Origin of the sequence: Burkholderia sp. AU30280, assembly GCF_020420125.1 — a bacterium.
Lineage (GTDB): Bacteria > Pseudomonadota > Gammaproteobacteria > Burkholderiales > Burkholderiaceae > Burkholderia.
In genome coordinates this window covers 407,993-426,071 of sequence record NZ_JAIZRY010000005.1, presented here as the reverse complement: position 1 = coordinate 426,071, position 18,079 = coordinate 407,993, and the positions used below count along the sequence as shown (strand labels likewise).

Annotated in this window: 14 protein-coding genes; 8 read left to right on the top strand and 6 right to left on the bottom strand. The window is 67.4% G+C overall.

Annotated features, from left to right (window positions below; translation table 11 throughout):
• The first annotated feature begins 118 nt into the window (after positions 1-118).
• From LGN17_RS14790 to LGN17_RS14780, 3 genes are read left to right on the top strand one after another with little or no spacing between them, the layout of a single operon-like run.
• Complete coding sequence (locus tag LGN17_RS14790; RefSeq protein ID WP_226197451.1) at positions 119-1,018, top strand: N-formylglutamate amidohydrolase; 900 nt, start codon at positions 119-121, stop codon at positions 1,016-1,018.
• A complete protein-coding gene (locus tag LGN17_RS14785) occupies positions 1,015-1,788 on the top strand; it encodes an IclR family transcriptional regulator (protein WP_226197450.1) in 774 nt (257 codons plus the stop codon). The genes LGN17_RS14790 and LGN17_RS14785 overlap by 4 nt, the downstream gene beginning before the upstream one ends.
• A 29-nt stretch (positions 1,789-1,817) precedes the next feature.
• Complete coding sequence (locus LGN17_RS14780) at positions 1,818-3,353, top strand: YfcC family protein (RefSeq protein ID WP_226197449.1); 1,536 nt, start codon at positions 1,818-1,820, stop codon at positions 3,351-3,353.
• A gap of 120 nt (positions 3,354-3,473) precedes the next feature.
• Here LGN17_RS14780 and LGN17_RS14775 read toward each other — a convergent pair whose 3' ends face one another.
• The gene (locus LGN17_RS14775) at positions 3,474-4,985 is read right to left on the bottom strand and encodes a PLP-dependent aminotransferase family protein (protein WP_226197448.1); all 1,512 of its coding nucleotides are present in this window, start codon (positions 4,983-4,985) and stop codon (positions 3,474-3,476) included.
• 120 nt (positions 4,986-5,105) lie between these two features.
• On the opposite strand from LGN17_RS14775, the gene LGN17_RS14770 reads away from it, so the two are divergent.
• Positions 5,106-6,395, top strand: coding sequence for a 4-aminobutyrate--2-oxoglutarate transaminase (locus LGN17_RS14770; RefSeq protein WP_175952562.1), 1,290 nt, complete (start codon positions 5,106-5,108; stop codon positions 6,393-6,395).
• 89 nt (positions 6,396-6,484) lie between these two features.
• Positions 6,485-7,954: an NADP-dependent succinate-semialdehyde dehydrogenase gene (gabD, locus tag LGN17_RS14765; protein WP_226197447.1), complete on the top strand. Its 1,470-nt coding sequence runs from the start codon at positions 6,485-6,487 to the stop codon at positions 7,952-7,954.
• Positions 7,955-8,073: 119 nt separating this feature from the next.
• Here gabD and LGN17_RS14760 read toward each other — a convergent pair whose 3' ends face one another.
• Together LGN17_RS14760 and LGN17_RS14755 are read right to left on the bottom strand one after the other, a co-directional pair.
• The gene (locus LGN17_RS14760; RefSeq protein WP_226197446.1) at positions 8,074-9,618 is read right to left on the bottom strand and encodes a PAS domain-containing methyl-accepting chemotaxis protein; all 1,545 of its coding nucleotides are present in this window, start codon (positions 9,616-9,618) and stop codon (positions 8,074-8,076) included.
• 414 nt (positions 9,619-10,032) lie between these two features.
• Positions 10,033-11,577 carry a PAS domain-containing methyl-accepting chemotaxis protein gene (locus LGN17_RS14755; RefSeq protein WP_226197445.1) on the bottom strand — a complete coding sequence of 515 codons (1,545 nt, stop codon included), beginning with the start codon at positions 11,575-11,577 and terminating at the stop codon, positions 10,033-10,035.
• Between the two features lie 311 nt (positions 11,578-11,888).
• Between LGN17_RS14755 and LGN17_RS14750 the strand changes: the two genes are divergently transcribed.
• Both LGN17_RS14750 and LGN17_RS14745 read left to right on the top strand, forming a co-directional pair.
• On the top strand, positions 11,889-12,746 hold the full coding sequence (locus tag LGN17_RS14750) for a class I SAM-dependent methyltransferase (protein WP_226197444.1): 858 nt from the start codon (positions 11,889-11,891) through the stop codon (positions 12,744-12,746).
• Entirely contained in the window at positions 12,743-13,303 is a 561-nt protein-coding gene (locus LGN17_RS14745) for a GNAT family N-acetyltransferase (protein WP_226197443.1), read from the top strand. Before LGN17_RS14750 ends, LGN17_RS14745 begins: the two co-directional genes overlap by 4 nt.
• A 196-nt stretch (positions 13,304-13,499) precedes the next feature.
• Here LGN17_RS14745 and pcaF read toward each other — a convergent pair whose 3' ends face one another.
• Entirely contained in the window at positions 13,500-14,702 is a 1,203-nt protein-coding gene (gene pcaF / locus LGN17_RS14740) for a 3-oxoadipyl-CoA thiolase (RefSeq protein ID WP_175952576.1), read from the bottom strand.
• A 188-nt stretch (positions 14,703-14,890) separates the two neighbouring features.
• Between pcaF and LGN17_RS14735 the strand changes: the two genes are divergently transcribed.
• A complete protein-coding gene (locus tag LGN17_RS14735) occupies positions 14,891-15,718 on the top strand; it encodes an IclR family transcriptional regulator (RefSeq protein ID WP_413227024.1) in 828 nt (275 codons plus the stop codon).
• Between the two features lie 279 nt (positions 15,719-15,997).
• Here LGN17_RS14735 and LGN17_RS14730 read toward each other — a convergent pair whose 3' ends face one another.
• Complete coding sequence (locus LGN17_RS14730) at positions 15,998-17,113, bottom strand: succinylglutamate desuccinylase/aspartoacylase family protein (RefSeq protein WP_226197442.1); 1,116 nt, start codon at positions 17,111-17,113, stop codon at positions 15,998-16,000.
• 59 nt (positions 17,114-17,172) lie between these two features.
• Positions 17,173-17,946, bottom strand: a complete 774-nt coding sequence (locus LGN17_RS14725) for a transporter substrate-binding domain-containing protein (protein WP_226197441.1) — start codon at positions 17,944-17,946, stop codon at positions 17,173-17,175.
• Positions 17,947-18,079 lie beyond the last annotated feature (133 nt).

The following is an 18,079-nucleotide window of genomic DNA, read 5'->3' as shown; positions in this document are numbered from 1 at the left end:
TACTGAAAAAAGCCCTTGACCGTGATTTTCAGTCGTTGTGAAATATTGATACGCTGTTTTAATGATTAAAATATTCGAACGAGACGCCTCGAGAAACTAGGTAAAGAACCTGATCCCCATGCTGACGTTTAATTGCAACAACGCGACTGTCGACGCATCGCCTGCCTATTTCGTCGCGACGCCGACGGTGCCGGCGCTGCCGATCGTCGTCGACTCGCCGCACAGCGGCATCGCGTATCCGCCGGACTTCGCCACCGTCGCACCCGACGACGCGATCCGCACGACGTGGGACGCGTACATCGACGAACTGTGGGCCGGCGCCCCTGCGCGCGGCGGCACGCTGCTCGGCGCGACGTTTCCGCGCGCGTACATCGATCCGAACCGTGCGGAAACCGATATCGACGCGACGCTGCTCGCCGAGCCGTGGCCCGAGCCGCTGTCGCCGCAGCCGTACACGCAGCGCGGGATGGGGCTGATCCGGCGCGACGCGCTGCCCGGCGTGCCGCTGTACGACCGCAAGCTGTCGCTCGCGGAGGTACGCCACCGGATCGACGCGTACTACCTGCCGTACCGCCGCGCGCTCGCCGGCATCGCCGAGCCGCTGCATGCGGCGCACGGCGCGCTGTGGCACATCGACTGCCATTCGATGAAGTCGCGCGGCAACGCGATGAACGTCGACGCGGGTGCGTTGCGGCCGGACGTCGTCGTCAGCGACCGGCGCGGCACGACCGCCGATCCGGCGTTCACCGAGTGGACCGCGCAGTGGTTCGCGGGCGCCGGCTATCGCGTGCAGGTCAACGACCCGTATCAGGGCGGCGACCTGCTGACCGCACTCGCCGATCCCGCACGGCAACGCCACGGCATCCAGATCGAATTCAACCGCGCGCTGTACATGGACGAGGCCGCATTCGCGAAACATGCAGGCTTCGCCACGCTGAAGCGCTCGGTCGACGCGTACCTCGACGCACTCGCCGATTACGTCCGCGCGCGCATCGCACCGCAGGGAGGCCCCGCATGACGACCTACATCGTCGACGCCGTCGACAGCGCGCTGAAGCTGCTGACCTACGTGGCCGAGCATCCGAACCTCGGCGTGACCGAGCTGGCGTCGCAACTCGGCATCAACAAGTCGCGCACGTACCGGATGCTGTGCACGCTTGAACTGCATCGCTTCGTCGTGCAGGACCCGCGCACGTCCACCTATGCGCTCGGCCCGCAGGCGTTCGTGATCGGCGTGGCCGCATCGCAGCAGAACGCGCTCGTGCGCGCCGCGCACCGGCACATGCTCGCGCTCAACCAGGCGATCAACGAGACCATCGTGCTGCGCGTACGCGAAGGGCTCGAATCGGTGTGCGTCGCGCGCTGCGAAACGACGCACGCGGTGCGCACCGTCGGCGCGGTCGGCAATCGCCGGCCGATCCATTTCGGCGCATCGGGCAAGGTGCTGCTCGCATTCGCGCCCGGCGCGGTGCGCGACGAATATCTCGCGCAACTGCGCCGGAACGGGCAGGCCGACGACCCGGCGACGCTCGCCGGCGAACTCGACGCGGTCGCGCGCAAGGGCTACGCGGTGAGCAGCGGCGAAGTGACGCCCGGCGCGGTCGGGATCGCCGTGCCGGTGCGCGACCTGACGGGCGCAACGGTCGCCTCCGTCAGCGTGACGGGGCCCGAGGTGCGCGTGAGCCACGCCGACATTCCCGACTATCTCGAACGCCTGCAGGCGTGCAGCCTCGCCATTTCCGCCGAACTCGGCTACGTCCCGGCGCGCGCCGCGCTGCAACCGGCCTGACGGCCCGCTTCTTCTTCGACGAGGATCCGATGTCCGCCCCTTCTCCGAACCCGGCCGGCGCGCACGGCGCCGACACCCCCGCACTCGCGGCTGACGATCCGGCGGCCGGCGCTCCGGTGGCCGGCATTCCGGCGGCCGGCGATCCGGCCGCGCCCGCCGGTCACACGCCGCATCCGCACGGCAAGATGCTGCATCCCGTCGTGATGATGCTGTGGGTGCTCGCCGCGGCGATTGCGCTCACGTGGGTCGTCGACTCGGGCCAGCTCGCGCGCAACGGCCGGCTCGTCGTGCCGGGCACCTATCACGTGGTGCCGAAGACCACCGCCCTCGCGACGCTCGTCGCCCCGGCCGTCAGTCACAGCACGTCCGCTCAAGCGCTGCCGGCAAGCCTCGTCTCGGCGTTCGTCGCGGTGCCGCAAGGGCTGCTGAAGAACGCGCCGCTGATCGTGATGGTGATGTTCGTCGGCGGGATGTTCGGGGTGATGCGCCGCACCGGCGTGGTCGACGCGGGCATCGACCGGCTGCTGCAGCTCACCGGCAACAACGCATACCTGCTGACACCGATGCTGATGATCCTGATCGGGCTCGGCAGTACGCTGCTCGGCTTCATCTCCGAGTACCTCGTGATCATTCCGATGGTGGTCGTGATCGCGCGGCGCCTCGGTCTCCCGGACCTGTTCGCGGTCGCCCTCGTCGCGCTCGCCGCGAAGATCGGCTATATCGCGTCGGTCACGAACCCGCTCGCGCTGGCCGTCGCGCAGCCGCTCGTCGGCGTGCCGCTGTTCAGCGGCGTCGCGCTGCGCGCCGCCGTATTCGTCGTATTCCTGACGATCGGCATCCTGTACCTGCTGCGCTACGTGCGCAACACCGGCTATCGGGCCGGGCAGACCGCCGCGGGCCATGCCGCGCACGCGGCCGCGAAGCTGTCGCTGCGCCACAAGGCGACGCTGGTCGTGTTCGCCGCCGCCGTCGCGATGCTGATCTACGGCACGCGCGAGCTGAAGTGGGGCAACGTCGAGCTGGCGGCGTTCTACACGGCCGTGAGCATCGCGACGGCCATCATCGGCGGGCTCGATTCGCGCAGCGCGGCCGACGCGTTCGTCGACGGGATGAAGAACATGATGCTCGCCGCACTGCTGATGGGGCTCGCCGCTTCCGTCGAACTGCTGCTGCAGAACAGCCTCGTGCTCGACACGCTGATCAACTTCTTCACGCGGCTCGCGGACGGGCAGTCGCCGGTGTGGGTCGCGAACGGGCTGATGGGCGTGCAGATGGTGCTCGACGTGTTCATTCCGTCGGTGTCGGGCAAGGCCGCGGTCAGCATGCCGATCATCGGGCCGATCGCGCAGCTCTCGGGTGTGAGCGGCCAGACGTCGGTGCTCGCGTTCGTGCTCGGCGGCGGATTGACGAACCTCGTCACGCCGACGTCCGGAATGCTGCTTGCGTACCTGGCCACGGCGCGCGTCGATTTCGGCGCGTGGATCCGCTTCGTGCTGCCGCTGTTCCTGACGCTGCTCGCGCTGTCGTGCGTCGTGCTGACGTTCGCGGTGTGGATCGGGTATTGAGATTCGCGGCAGGTACTGCAGGACGCGCATGCTCTCCCGGCCGTCGAGCGAGCATGACGCCGCCCGGCCTCGATGGCGGCCGCGAACATCGCAACGCGATGCCGCAACCGCAGGCGCCGTTCAGGCCACCTCGACCGCCTTGCCAAACGCCCGCTCGTCGATCGCCTCGGCGAGCGTCGCGAACGCAGTCGCGATCTCGTCCTCCGGCACGCACGCATAGCCGAGCAGCAACCCCGGTGCCGCGCGATCCCGATCCGCGTAATACCCCGACAACGGCCGCACGACGATATTGCGTTCGAGCGCGGCCTGCGCGACCGCGCGATCGTCGACGCCTTCCGGCAACTGCGTGACCAGATGCAGCCCCGCATCGCTGCCGAGCGCGTGCAGGGTGTCGCCGTAGCGTTGCGCGACCGCGTCGAGCAGCACCTCGCGGCGCTGCCCGTACAGCGTGCGCATTTTGCGGATATGCGACACGAAGTGCCCTTCCGCGATGAATTCGGCGAGCACCGCCTGCTGCAGCAACTGCCCTTCGCGATACAGTTCGGCGCTCGCGGTCGCGAAGCTTTCCGCGAGCGGCTCCGGCGCCACCAGATAGCCGACCCGCAGCCCCGGGAACAGCGTCTTGCCGAAGCTGCCGACATAGATCACCTGCCCGGCGGTATCGAGCCCCTGCAGCGACGCGAGCGGCCGGCTGCCGTAGCGGAATTCGCTGTCGTAGTCGTCCTCGATGATCCAGCAGCCGTGCTGGCGCGCGTATTCGAGCAGCATCCGCCGCCGCGCAAGACTCATCACCATCCCGAGCGGATACTGGTGCGACGGCGTGACGAGCATCAGCTTCGGCGGTTCGGCGAGATCGGCGGCGCTCGGCGCGATCCCTTCGTCGTCGACCGGGATCGGCCGCGTCGTCAGCCCCGACACGTTCAGCACGCTGCGCACGCCCCAGTAGCACGGATCCTCGGTCCAGATCGCGTCGCCCGGATCGGTCAGCAGCCGCACCGCCAGGTCGATCGACTGGTGGATGCCGGTCGTGATCACGATCTGCTCGGGCGTGCAGCGCACCGAGCGCGACGTGCGCAGGTAGTCGGCCAGCGCCTCGCGCAGCAGCGCGAGCCCACCGCCCGGCGCGTAGGTCAGCAGGTCGGGGCGCAGCCGCCGCCAGTACTTGTTGTGCAGCCGCGTCCATACACGCGCCGGAAATCGCGACACGTCGGGCACGCCCGGCATGAACGCGCCGCCCTGGCGCTTCGACACGCCGGCCCCTTCGACGAGCCGCGTGCCGCGCGCGGACAGCCGCCGCGCGGACGGCTGCACGAGCGCCGGGCGAGCCGTGGCCGCGTCGGTCGGCGCGCCGACGATCTCGTCCGGCGCGCTGTCGGCGACGAACGTGCCGCGGCCGGTCGCCGAGTTCACATAGCCTTCGAGGGAAAGCTGTTCGTAAACCTGCGTGACCGTGTTGCGCGCGATCCCGAGCTCGGCGGCCAGCAGCCGCGACGACGGCACGCGCGTGCCGGCCGGCAGTTCGCGCGACAGGATCGCCTGTTGCAGCAGCCGGTGCAGCTGCCGGTAGATCGGCTGTTCGCCGCCGCGCACGAGGCGCTGCGCGAGCCAGTCCGACAACACGCTCGCGCGCATGATTGGCTCCTGAATATTTATTGAAATGGCTCTGATTGCCAGAGCCAAATGTGATTATAGTCGCCTCCATGGGCTGTCGAAGCGCCCGATTTTCTACTCACCGGAAAGAACATCAAGGAGATGACCGTGAAGAATGCCGACCTGCAGGCCCGCAAGAACGCCGCCACCCCGCGCGGCGTCGGCGTGATGTGCGATTTCTACGCAGCCCGCGCCGAGAACGCGGAGCTGTGGGACGTCGAAGGCCGCCGCTTCATCGATTTCGCCGCGGGCATCGCGGTGCTGAACACCGGCCACCGCCACCCGAAGATCGTCAAGGCGATCGCGGATCAGCTGAACCACTTCACGCACACCGCTTACCAGATCGTCCCGTACGCGTCGTATGTCGAGCTGGCCGAGAAGATCAACGACCGTGCGCCGGGCGATTTCCCGAAGAAGACCGCATTCTTCACGACCGGCGCCGAAGCCGTCGAGAACGCGATCAAGATCGCGCGTGCGGCCACCGGCCGTCCGGGCGTCATCGCCTTCTCGGGCGGCTTCCACGGTCGCACGATGATGGGCATGGCGCTGACCGGCAAGGTCGCCCCGTACAAGCTGAACTTCGGCCCGTTCCCGGGCGACGTGTTCCACGCCCCGTACCCGAATGCCGTGCACGGCGTGACGACCGCCGACTCGATCAAGGCGATCGAGATGCTGTTCAAGGCCGACATCGATCCGAAGCGCGTCGCCGCGATCATCTTCGAACCGGTCCAGGGCGAAGGCGGCTTCAACCCGGCGCCGGCCGAATTCGTGCGCGCGCTGCGCAAGATCTGTAACGAACACGGCATCCTGCTGATCGCCGACGAAGTGCAGACGGGCTTCGCGCGTACCGGCAAGCTGTTCGCGATGCAGCACTACGACGTGCTGGCCGACCTGATCACGATGGCGAAGAGCCTCGCGGGCGGCATGCCGCTGTCGGGCGTCGTCGGCCGTGCGGACGTGATGGACGCGGCAGCGCCCGGCGGCCTCGGCGGCACGTACGCGGGCAACCCGCTGGCCGTCGCGTCGGCACACGCGGTGCTCGAGATCATCGACGAAGAGAAGCTGTGCGAACGCGCGACGCAACTCGGCGACGTGCTGAAGGCGAAGCTGAACGCGCTGCAGGCGGACGTGCCGCAGATCGCCGACGTGCGCGGCCCGGGCGCGATGATCGCGGTCGAGTTCCTGAAGCCGGGCTCGGGCGAGCCGGACGCGGAATTCACGAAGCGCGTGCAGGCGCGTGCGCTCGAGCGCGGCCTGCTGCTGCTCGTGTGCGGCGTGTACTCGAACGTCGTGCGCTTCCTGTTCCCGCTGACGATCCCGCAAGCCGTGTTCGACGAAGCGCTCGTGATCCTCGAGGAAGTGCTGAAGGAAACGGTCGGCGTGCCGGCCTGAGTTTCCGTCGACTTCAATCGAATGCGCCGCCGCCGTCTTTACGACGGCGGCGGCCGTTTCATCCGTCCTTTTCGAAGCAGGTGATTCACATGAGCACGGTTCAGGAAACCCTGGCACTGAAAGACCCGTCGCTGTTCCGCCAGCAGGCGTACGTCAACGGCGAATGGCAAGGCGCGACGAACGGCGAGACGTTCGAGGTCCGCAACCCGGCGACGGGCGGCCTGCTCGGCACGGTGCCCGCGATGGGCGCGGCCGAGACGCGTCACGCGATCGAAGCCGCGAACGCCGCATGGCCGGCGTGGCGCAAGAAGACCGCGAAGGAACGCGCTGCGATCCTGCGCAAGTGGCACGACCTGATGATGGAAAACGCCGACGACCTCGCGCTGATCCTCACCACCGAGCAGGGCAAGTCGCTGGCTGAAGCGAAAGGCGAGATCGGCTATGCCGCATCGTTCCTCGAATGGTTCGCGGAAGAAGGCAAGCGCGTATACGGCGACACGATCCCGACGCCCGCGAGCGACAAGCGCATCGTCGTGACGAAGGAGGCGATCGGCGTGTGCGCGGCGATCACGCCGTGGAACTTCCCGGCGGCGATGATCACGCGCAAGGTCGGCCCGGCGCTCGCCGCAGGCTGCCCGATCGTCGTGAAGCCGGCCGAGGCGACACCGTTCTCCGCGCTCGCGATGGCCGTGCTGGCCGAGCGCGCGGGCGTGCCGGCCGGCGTGTTCAGCGTCGTCACGGGCGACCCGAAGGCGATCGGCGGCGAACTGACGTCGAACCCGATCGTGCGCAAGCTGTCGTTCACCGGCTCGACGCCGGTTGGCCGCCTGCTGATGTCGCAATGCGCGGCGACGGTCAAGAAGGTGTCGCTGGAGCTCGGCGGCAATGCCCCGTTCATCGTGTTCGACGATGCCGATCTCGACGCCGCCGTGCAGGGCGCGATCGCGTCGAAGTACCGCAACAGCGGCCAGACCTGCGTGTGCACGAACCGCTTCTACGTGCACGAAGCCGTGTACGACCAGTTCGCGCAGAAGCTCGCGGCGGCCGTCGGCCAGCTGAAGGTGGGCCGCGGCACGGAGCCGGGCGTCACGCAAGGCCCGCTGATCAACGAAGCGGCCGTGTTGAAGGTCGAGGCGCACATCGAGGACGCGCTCGCGAAGGGTGCGACCGTCGTGACGGGCGGCAAGCGCCACGCGCTCGGCCACGGCTTCTTCGAGCCGACCGTGCTGACGGGTGTCACGCCGGCGATGAAGGTCGCGAAGGAGGAAACGTTCGGGCCGCTCGCGCCGCTGTTCAAGTTCGGCAGCGACGATGAAGTGATCCGCCTCGCGAACGACACCGAGTTCGGCCTGGCCGCGTACTTCTACAGCCGCGACATCGGCCGCGTGTGGAAGGTCGCCGAAGCGCTCGAATACGGGATGGTCGGCGTGAACACGGGCCTGATCTCGAACGAAGTCGCACCGTTCGGCGGCGTGAAGCAATCGGGCCTCGGTCGCGAAGGCTCGCACTACGGCATCGACGACTACGTCGTGATCAAGTACCTCTGCCTCGCCGTCTGACGTAACGGTTCAGGGCCTGCCGCTTCGGCGACGGGCCCTGACCGCCCGGCCGGAACCGGGCGGTCCGACGCGGGCCGGCGTCCCTCTCCGTCGTGCCTGCGTCATCTCTTCCGCCGCGCTCACCGAAACACGTTCACCGCCTCCACCAGCCGCGTTGCCTGCTGCTTCAGGCTCTCCGACGCCGCCGTGCTCTGCTCGACCAGCGCCGCGTTCTGCTGCGTGATGTTGTCCAGATGCACCACCGCCTGGTCGACCTGCGTAACCCCCGTGCTCTGTTCAGCCGTCGACGAACTGATCTCCGCGATCAGGTCCGACACGCGCTTCACCTGCGTGACGATGTCCTCCATCGTCTTGCCCGCGCCGTCGACGATCCGCGCACCCGATTCGACGCGCTCGACGCTCGCACCGATCAGCGTCTTGATCTCCTTTGCCGCGTTCGCGCTGCGCTGCGCGAGCGCCCGCACCTCACCGGCAACCACCGCGAAGCCGCGCCCCTGATCGCCGGCCCGCGCGGCTTCGACCGCCGCGTTCAGCGCAAGGATGTTGGTCTGGAACGCGATGCCGTCGATCACGCCGATGATGTCCGAGATCTTCCGCGAGCTGGCCGTGATCTCGTTCATCGTCGCAACCACCTCGCTCACGGCCGCCCCGCCACGCCCCGCCGCCTCGCTCGCGGACACCGACAACTGGTTCGCCTGCAGCGCCGTCTCCGCATTGCTCGACACGGTCGCCGTCATCTCGGCCATCGACGCGGCCGTCTGCTGCACGCTCGTCGATGCCTGCTCGGTGCGCGCGCTCAGGTCGTTGTTGCCCTGCGCGATCTCGTTGCTCGCGCGCTGCACGTTCAGCACCTGTTCGCTGACGTCGTCGACGAGCCAGCGGAACATCAGCCCGAGCTGGTTGATCGTGCGCAGCGTCATGCCGATCTCGTCGACCCGATTCATTCGCACGCCGCTACGGCTCTCGCCGGTCGCCACGCGCAACGCCTCGTCGCGCAACTGCATGAGCGGACGCGCAATCTGCGCATCGAGCCACAGCCCCGCAGCAGCCGCAGCGCCGGCCGTCACCGCCGCGAACGCCCCGAGCCCACCGCCGGCCAGCCCGCACGCCCACCCGCCGGCCACCACGACCGGCGCGAGCACGCACAGCGACAGATGGAGCCGCGCGCGCACCGACATCGTCTGGAACAGCGACGTGAAACCGGCCACGCCCTTGCGGACGATCAGCCCCTTGTGAAAATGCCGGTTGCCGGCCCGCCCTTCGCGGAATTCCTTGTAGAGCGCCTCCGCAGCCGCGATCTCGTCGCGCGTCGCCTTCGTGCGCACCGACATGTAGCCCTTCGGCTCGCCGTTGCGCATCACCGGAATCGCGTTCGCGCGCACCCAGTAGTGATCGCCGTTCTTGCGGCGGTTCTTCACGAGCGCGGTCCACGGCTCGCCGCCCTTGAGCGTCGCCCACATGTCGGCAAACGCCTCCTTCGGCATGTCCGGGTGGCGCACCACGTTGTGCGGCTGACCTTCGATCTCTTCGGGGGAAAATCCGCTGACCTGGATGAATGCCGCGTTCGCGTAGGTAATGTAGCTGTTCGCGTCGGTGGTCGACATCAGCGTCGCGTCATCAGGAAAATCGAATTCGCGTTGCGTGACGGGCTGGTTGTTGCGCATGGTGTGGAACTCCGGGTAACGGATCTTGCGTCCGCTTGTCGATTGATTCGCGACCCCGCGCATTTCGGTCTATCCGCATGCGCGTAGATCTGACACCTGCGCTTTCGGCACATTCCGCGAAAACATGATGGTGTATTCGGGAAAATATGCATTAAAAATGCATAATCTTTCTTTTACCAAACAATTTGTTTATGGATGAAACTAAACACCAGACCAGGAAACGGTTTGACGGCCATTCGTCTGATCATTCGGCGCAATTTACCCAATATCAGGCCGACGCATAAACGCAAAATATTAAATAAGAATATTTCTCGTTTTGTGCATTTTGATTGAATGGAAAAACCGGAACGCGTATTGCGCACGGCAATCACGATGCATGGATCGGGCGCGCACATTGCGTGCGCGCCCCGACGATCAGCGGAACACGTTCACCGCATCCACGAGACGCGTCGCCTGCTGCTTCAGGCTCTCCGACGCCGCCGTGCTCTGCTCGACCAGCGCCGCGTTCTGCTGCGTGATGTTGTCCAGATGCACCACCGCCTGGTCGACCTGCGACACGCCGGTGCTCTGCTCGGCCGTCGACGAGCTGATCTCCGCGATCAAATCCGACACGCGCTTCACTTGCGCGACGATGTCCTCCATCGTCTTGCCCGCCTCGTCCACCCGCCGCGCGCCCGACTCGACGCGCTCGACGCTCGCGCCGATCAGCGTCTTGATCTCTTTCGCCGCATTCGCGCTGCGCTGCGCGAGCGCCCGCACCTCGCCGGCGACCACCGCGAAGCCGCGCCCCTGTTCGCCTGCGCGTGCCGCTTCCACGGCCGCGTTCAGCGCAAGGATGTTGGTCTGGAACGCGATGCCGTCGATCACGCCGATGATGTCGGCGATCTTGCGCGAGCTGGCGGTGATGTCGCTCATCGTCGCGACCACCTCGCCCACCGCCTGCCCGCCGCGCCCGGCCGCCTCGCTGGCCGACATCGCGAGCCGGTTCGCCTGCAGCGCGGTCTCCGCGTTGCTGTCGACGGTCGCCGTCATCTCGGCCATCGACGCGGCCGTCTCCTGCACGCTCGACGCCGCCTGCTCGGTGCGCGCGCTCAGGTCGTTGTTGCCCTGTGCGATCTCGTTGCTCGCGCGCTGCACGTTCAGCACCTGCTCGCTGACGTCGTCGACGAGCCAGCGGAACATCAGCCCGAGCTGGTTGATCGTGCGCAGCGTCATGCCGATCTCGTCGACGCGGTTCATCCGCACGCCGCGCCGGCTTTCACCGGTCGCGACGTTCAGCGCCTGCTCGTGCAGCCGCTTCAGCGGACGCACGATCTGCGCATCGAGCCACAGGCCGGCCGCCGCCGCCACGCCGACCGTCACGCCGGCAAACGCCGCGAGGCCGCCACCGGCCAGCCCGCACGCCCAGCCCGCGCCGACGACCGCCGGCGCGAGCACGCACAGCGCCGAATGCACGCGCGCGCGCACCGACATCGTCTGCGACAGCGACGCGATCCGCAGCAGCCCCGTGCGGATCACCAGCCCCTTGTGGAACCGGCGCCGGCCGGCCTTGCCTTCGCGGAACGCGCGATACAGCGCGTCGGCGGCCTCGGACTCGTCGTGCGGCGCCTTCGTGCGTACCGACATGTAGCCCTGCGGCTCGCCGTTGCGCATCACCGGAATCGCGTTCGCACGCACCCAGTAGTGATCGCCGTTCTTGCGGCGGTTCTTCACGAGCGCGGTCCACGGCTCGCCGCCCTTGAGCGTCGCCCACATGTCGGCAAACGCTTCGCGCGGCATGTCCGGGTGGCGCACCACGTTGTGCGGCTGGCCGACGAGTTCCTCGTTCGTGAAGCCGCTCACCTGCGCGAACGTCGTGTTGGCGTAGGTGATGATGCTGTCTGCGTCGGTTGTCGACATCAGCGTGACGTCGTCGGAAAAATCGAATTCCTGTTGGGTAACGGGCTGGTTATTGCGCATGCAAGGCTCCGAAAAGCGGATCTGTCGTCCGCACCGCGCTGACTTCACGCTCAGTAGCCGAAAAACGGTTTATCGCTTTACGACAGTCTTCATCGTACTGTCGGCATATTGGGGAAAAACCTTACCCTTTCTTCGCATAAAATATTCAATTCGGCGGCTGCCATGATTTAGATCAAATAATCCGGCAATAATCGCGGCGCGTGTCCATCCGCATGTCACGCCACGCTGCACGGCATCCCATTGCCGTCAGCCGTTGCACGCGGCGAAACGATTCCGTTTATCCTGCTCCATTCAATCGGCATTCGAATTCGATGAAAAAGGCATTGCACGAACTGAATCGGCTGTCCTGGAATACGGCGACAGTCGCACATAACAGTCACAAGGGCGATCAGGCCGCGTTCTTCCGCGACGGCGGCTCGACACTCTTTCCGGAGGAACGCGAACTGCTCGGCGACATCCGCGGGCTGCGGCTCCTGCACCTGCAGTGCAACGCGGGGCAGGACACACTGAGCCTCGTGCGCGACGGCGCGGATGCGACGGGTGTCGACATCTCCGACGAAGCCATCGCGTTCGCACGACAACTGTCGACCGACGCGGGCCTGCCCGCGCGTTTCGAGCGCGCCGACGTGCTCGACTGGATGCCCGAGGCCGCCGCGCGCGGCGAGCGCTTCGATCGCGTGTTCACGTCGTACGGCGCGCTCTGCTGGCTGTCCGACCTGAACGCGTGGGCACGCGGGATCGCCGCGCTGCTCGCGCCGGGCGGCCGTTTCGCGATGGTCGAGTTCCATCCGTTTGCGCTGGTTTTCGACGAACGCTGGAAGCTGCACTACGACTATTTCAACGGCGACGCGACCGAAGAACCGACAGGTGTCGGCGATTACGTCGCCGCATCCGGCACGGGGCTCGGCGCGCTGCACGACCATCCGGGCGTCGTCGACTTCGCGAACCCGCATCCGAGCTACGAGTTCATGTGGGGTATCGGCGAAGTCGTGAACGCGCTCTTATCGGCCGGGCTCGCGATCGACCGCCTGACCGAATATCCGTATGCGAACGGCTGGAAGGGCTTCGACGGCATGCGCGAGCTGGACGGCCGCCGGATGGTGCCGCCCGACGGCATGCCGCGCCTGCCGCTGATGTTTGCGATCGCCGCGCATCGGGAGGCCGCATGACGCGCCGCACCGCCGTCGAACGCGACGCGCTTTCCGCCCGCCTGCTCACGCGCGACGATGTGCCGCTCGTGTGGACCATCGACCGGCGCGAGATCATCGAACACCTGTATGTGCTGCGCGACGGCGCGCTCCATCTCGTTCCCGACTTTTACGACGTCGCGGGCTGGCCCGACGGCGAAGCCGACCACTACACGCCGATCCTGCTCGACTGCCACGATCGCGGCGGCTGGTGCCTCGGCCTGTTCGACGGCGCACGGCTCGTCGCGGCGGTCGTCGTCGACAGCGAGCCGCTCGGCCCGCACCGCGACATGCTGCAGTTGAAGTTCCTGCACGTGAGCCGCGACTGGCGCGGCTGCGGGCTCGGCGAGCAGCTCTACCGCGCGGCCCGCGAGCAGGCGCGCGCGATGGGCGCTGCACGCCTGTATGTGTCCGCCACGCCGTCGCAGAACACGATCGACTTCTACCTGCGGCTCGGCTTCACGGTCAGCGCATCGCCCGACCCGGCGCTGTACGCGCTCGAGCCGGAAGACATTCATCTGGAAGGACCGACCGCCTGACGCACCGGCACGCGGGCGAAGAAGCGTTCGCGGACACCGGGATCGACGCGCGCGATGCGCGCCTCATGCGGTTGTCGCAGGCCGGTTAACGACGATGCGCGGCACGAGAAGCTCGTGCCGCGCATCGATTCGGAAACGGTAACGCGGTCAAGCAGCGAAGCAGGCCGTACCCGGCCGCTTCGCCACGAGACGCGGGTCAGACGCGTTCGATCGCGATCGCAATGCCCTGGCCGACGCCGATGCACATCGTGCACAGCGCAAAGCGGCCGTTCGTGCGATGCAGCTGATACATCGCGGTCGTCACGAGACGCGCGCCCGACGCGCCGAGCGGATGGCCCAGTGCGATCGCGCCGCCGTTCGGGTTCACGCGCGGATCGTCATCGGCCACGCCGAGCATGCGCAGCACCGCGAGACCTTGCGATGCGAACGCCTCGTTCAGTTCGATCACGTCGAACTGGTCGATCGTCATCCCGAGCCGGGCGAGCAGCTTCTGCGTGGCCGGCGCGGGGCCGATGCCCATCACGCGCGGCGCGACGCCGGCCGTCGCGATCCCGAGCACGCGTGCGCGCGGCGTCAGGCCGAAGCGCTTCGCGGTGGCTTCGTTCGCGAGCAGCAGCGCGGCGGCGCCGTCGTTGACGCCCGATGCGTTGCCGGCCGTCACCGAGCCGTCCGGGCGCACGACGCCCTTCAGCTTCGCCAGTGTTTCGAGCGACGTCTCGCGCGGATGCTCGTCGCGCGACACCACCACCGGATCGCCCTTCTTCTGCGGAATCGTGACCGCAACGATTTCCTCGGCGAGCGTGCCGTCCTGCTGCGCACGCGCAGCCTTCTGCTGGCTGCGCAGCGCGAACAGGTCCTGATCGGCGCGGCTGATGTTGTAGTCGACCGCGACGTTCTCGGCCGTCTCCGGCATCGAATCGACGCCATGCAGCTGCTTCATCAGCGGATTGACGAAGCGCCAGCCGATCGTCGTATCGTAGATGTCGGCCTGGCGCGCGAATGCACTCGCGGCCTTGCCCATCACGAACGGCGCGCGCGTCATGCTCTCGACGCCGCCCGCGACCATCAGCGCGGCCTCGCCGGACTTGATCGCACGCGCGGCCACGCCGACCGCATCCATCCCCGAACCGCACAAGCGGTTGATCGTGGAACCCGGCACGCCCTGCGGCAGCCCCGCGAGCAGCGCCGACATGCGCGCGACGTTGCGGTTGTCCTCGCCGGCCTGGTTCGCGCAGCCGTAGATCACGTCGTCGATCGCCGTCCAGTCGACGTCGCGGTTGCGCTCGACGAGCGCCTTGAGCGGCACCGCGCCCAGGTCGTCGGCGCGCACGCCGGACAGTGCACCGCCGTAACGCCCGATCGGCGTACGGATCGCATCACACAGAAAAGCTTCGGTCATCAGTGTCTCCGGTCCCAGGGCAGGCTGGGGAATGAACAGGGCGCGCCCCTTGCATTGCCCGCCGGGATGCGCTTAAATGTTCTATATACGAACATAAGATCGTGTATCGAACGTTCAACGCATCATAGGGAGTGCGGGGACGACCTGTCAAGCGCCCGCTCCGCCGTGCGGTTGGCGTGTCGGGCCCCATGCGCTATCTTCTCGGCTGCACGATATTCCACCCGCTCATGACAACCGAAGACACCCAGACGAAACCCGGCGACTCCTATGTGCAGTCGTTCGCGCGCGGCCTCGCGGTGATCCGCGCGTTCGACGCGGCACGCCCGGAGCAGACGCTCACCGAGGTCGCATCGGCCACCGGCCTGACGCGTGCGGGCGCGCGCCGGATCCTGCTCACGCTGCAGACGCTCGGCTACGTCGAGGCCGACGGCCGGCTGTTCCGGCTCACGCCGAAGATCCTCGAGCTCGGCTTCGCGTACCTCACGTCGATGCCGTTCTGGAATCTCGCCGATCCCGTGATGGAGCAGTTGTCCGCGCAGATCCACGAGAGCTGCTCGGCGGCCGTGCTCGACCGCACCGAGATCGTCTACGTGCTGCGGGTGCCGACCCGCAAGATCATGACGATCAACCTGTCGATCGGCAGCCGGCTGCCCGCGTACTGCACGTCGATGGGCCGCGTGCTGCTGTCCGCGCTCGACGACGCCGCGCTCGACGAAACGCTCGCACAAAGCGGCATCCGCGCGCATACGCCGCGCACGATCACCGACCTCGGCGAACTGAAGGCGGCGATCGCACAGGTGCGCCAGCAGGGCTGGGCCGTGGTCGACCAGGAACTCGAAGTGGGACTGATGTCGCTGTCCGCGCCGATCCGCAACCGGCGTGGGCAGATCATCGCCGCAATGAACATCAGCGGCAACGCACAGCGGCATACGGCGAAGCAGATGGTGAAGGAGTTTCTCGGGCCGCTGCAGCAGGCCGCGCAGACGGTGTCGGAGCTGGTCGCGCGGCGCGGGTGAGCGAAGGGGCGCGCGCCACGCGCGGCGGGCCGCGCCTGCACGGCGCTTCCCCCGCGAACCGGGCCAACGTCCGGCTCGATGACCGGATCGGCGACACCGCGATTCTCGAAAAAAAGACGGGCGGCACCCGGCCGCCCGCTCAATACTCTGACTCTGTTGCAACGTTCTTCTCACGGAACACGGAGCAAACTCCGCGCGACACAATTTAGTGATGCGCGCAAAACCGGTCAATTTGACAAGAACGAAATTACATCGCACACCGGTAGGACACCGCGCCGCTCATGCACCGAGCAACATTCCCTTGCGCACCGGCACCGTGCCCGTCACGCGGCCGAGCGGCGCACCCGCCGTCACGAAACGGATCGCGCGGCGCATGTAGAACACGCCGTCGGTGCCGCTCGAGATCGTCGTGATCGCGTCGGTCAACGGATCGACGATGTCGAACAGCGGATCGCCGGCGCGGATCGTCGCGCCGATCGCGGCGCGGTGCACGAGTATCCCGCTCACCGGCGCGTAGAACTGCTCGCTGCCCGCGAGCGGCGTGGCCGGCGCGGCGAGCGGCGGCAGCGGCGCGCGCTCGCCGTGCACCGCGCCGCGCCACACAAGATAGTCGACGAGCGCATCGGCATCGCGTTCCGCATGTTCGTACGTCACGTCGCGCTGGCCGCGGCACTCGACCGTCACGGCCACGGCGCCGGCCGCCATCGGCGTGCCGGCCGGCAAGTGCTGCCGCAATTGCGACCACAGCAGGTGATGCGCATCGTCGAACGCGTGCCCGCCCGAATCTTCGGCGAGCAGCGACACCTCGGCGCCGAGATAACGCGCGAGCGGCTCGACTTCCGGCCATGCGGTGTCGCTCGTGTACACGTGCATCACCGCTTCCAGCGAACAATGCAGGTCGATCACCACATCGGCGTCGAGCGACAGTTTCAGCAGCGCCAGCTGCAGCGCATCGAATTCGGTGCGCGGCGCGATCTCGTCGAGCGCCGAGCCCACGCATTCGCGCACGATCGCGCGATTGCGTTCGCCATCGTCGCCGAGGCGGTCGCGCGCACGCGCGGCGATCTCCGCGAGCGGCAGGAAGCCGCGATTGAAGTTGCGGCCGCTCGCAAGATCGAAACGGCCGATGAACTGCCCGAGCAGATGATGATTGAGGCCGACCGGGTTCGCGACCGGCACGAGCACGATCTCGGCCGCGAGCCGGCCTTCGGCATCGAGCTGCGCGAGCCGCTGCTTCAGCACGAACGCCGCGAGCATCGCGGGCGTCTCGTCCGCGTGCAGCGCGGCCTGCAGGTAGATCTTGCGGCCGGTGCCGGCCGGCCCGAAATGAAAGCTCGTCAGCGTGCGCTGCGTGCCGATCGACGGCGACAGGAGCGGCGTGGTGCGAATCTGCATCGATGGTCTCGAACGGATGAAAACGGGGCAGCAGGTGAAAACGACGGTAAGCGCGGCGCTCAGTCGCCGTACGGGTTGAAGTCGAAATACTTCTTCGCGATCCGCTCGTACGTGCCGTCCTTCAGCATCGACGCAATCGCGCCGTCGATCGACGCCTTGAGCGCCGTATCCGACTGCCGCATGCCGATGCCGACACCCCGATCGCCCATGTCGAGCGGCGCGCCGACGAACGCGAAGCCCTTGCCCTTCGGCGTGCGCAGGAAACCGTAGTCGGCTTCCACGGTGCCGAGCAGCGCCGCATCGAGGCGGCCGTTGGCGAGATCGGCGAACACTTCGTCCTGGCTCTTGTACGGCACCACGCTGACGCCGGCCGGCGCCCAGTGCGCGAGCGCCCACGATTCGAACTGCGTGCCCGACTGCACGCCGACGTGCTTGCCCGCGAGCGACGCGGTCGTGCTGTCGACGCCGCTGCCGGGCCGTGCGACGAGCCGCGACTTGAAGCGGAACAGCTTCGACGAGAACAGGATCTGCTTCTCGCGCTTCTCGGTGATCGCCATCGACGACAGGATCGCGTCGATCTTGCGCGCCTGCAGCGCGGGAATCATCCCCGAGAATTCGAGCTCGACCCACTGGCAACGCAACTGCGCGCGGCGGCAGATCTCGTTGCCCAGATCGACATCGAAGCCCTTCAGGCTGCCGTCGGGCGCCTTCGAATCCATCGGCGGATAGGTCGGATCGATGCCGAGGCGCACCGGGCGCGCATCGAGCGCGTGCGCGGCGCCGGCCGCAAGCGCAAGGCACAGGGAAACGAGCGGAATGAGGGTGCGTTTCATGGTCGACGAAGGGCGGGACGAGGGACAAACGGCGCGAGCCGGACTGTTTGTGATCGTAGTGCGCCCGCGCCCCCGCCGGAATCGCCCGCTGCCTTATCATGATCACATTTCCCGATCACCGGCCTCGCGCTTG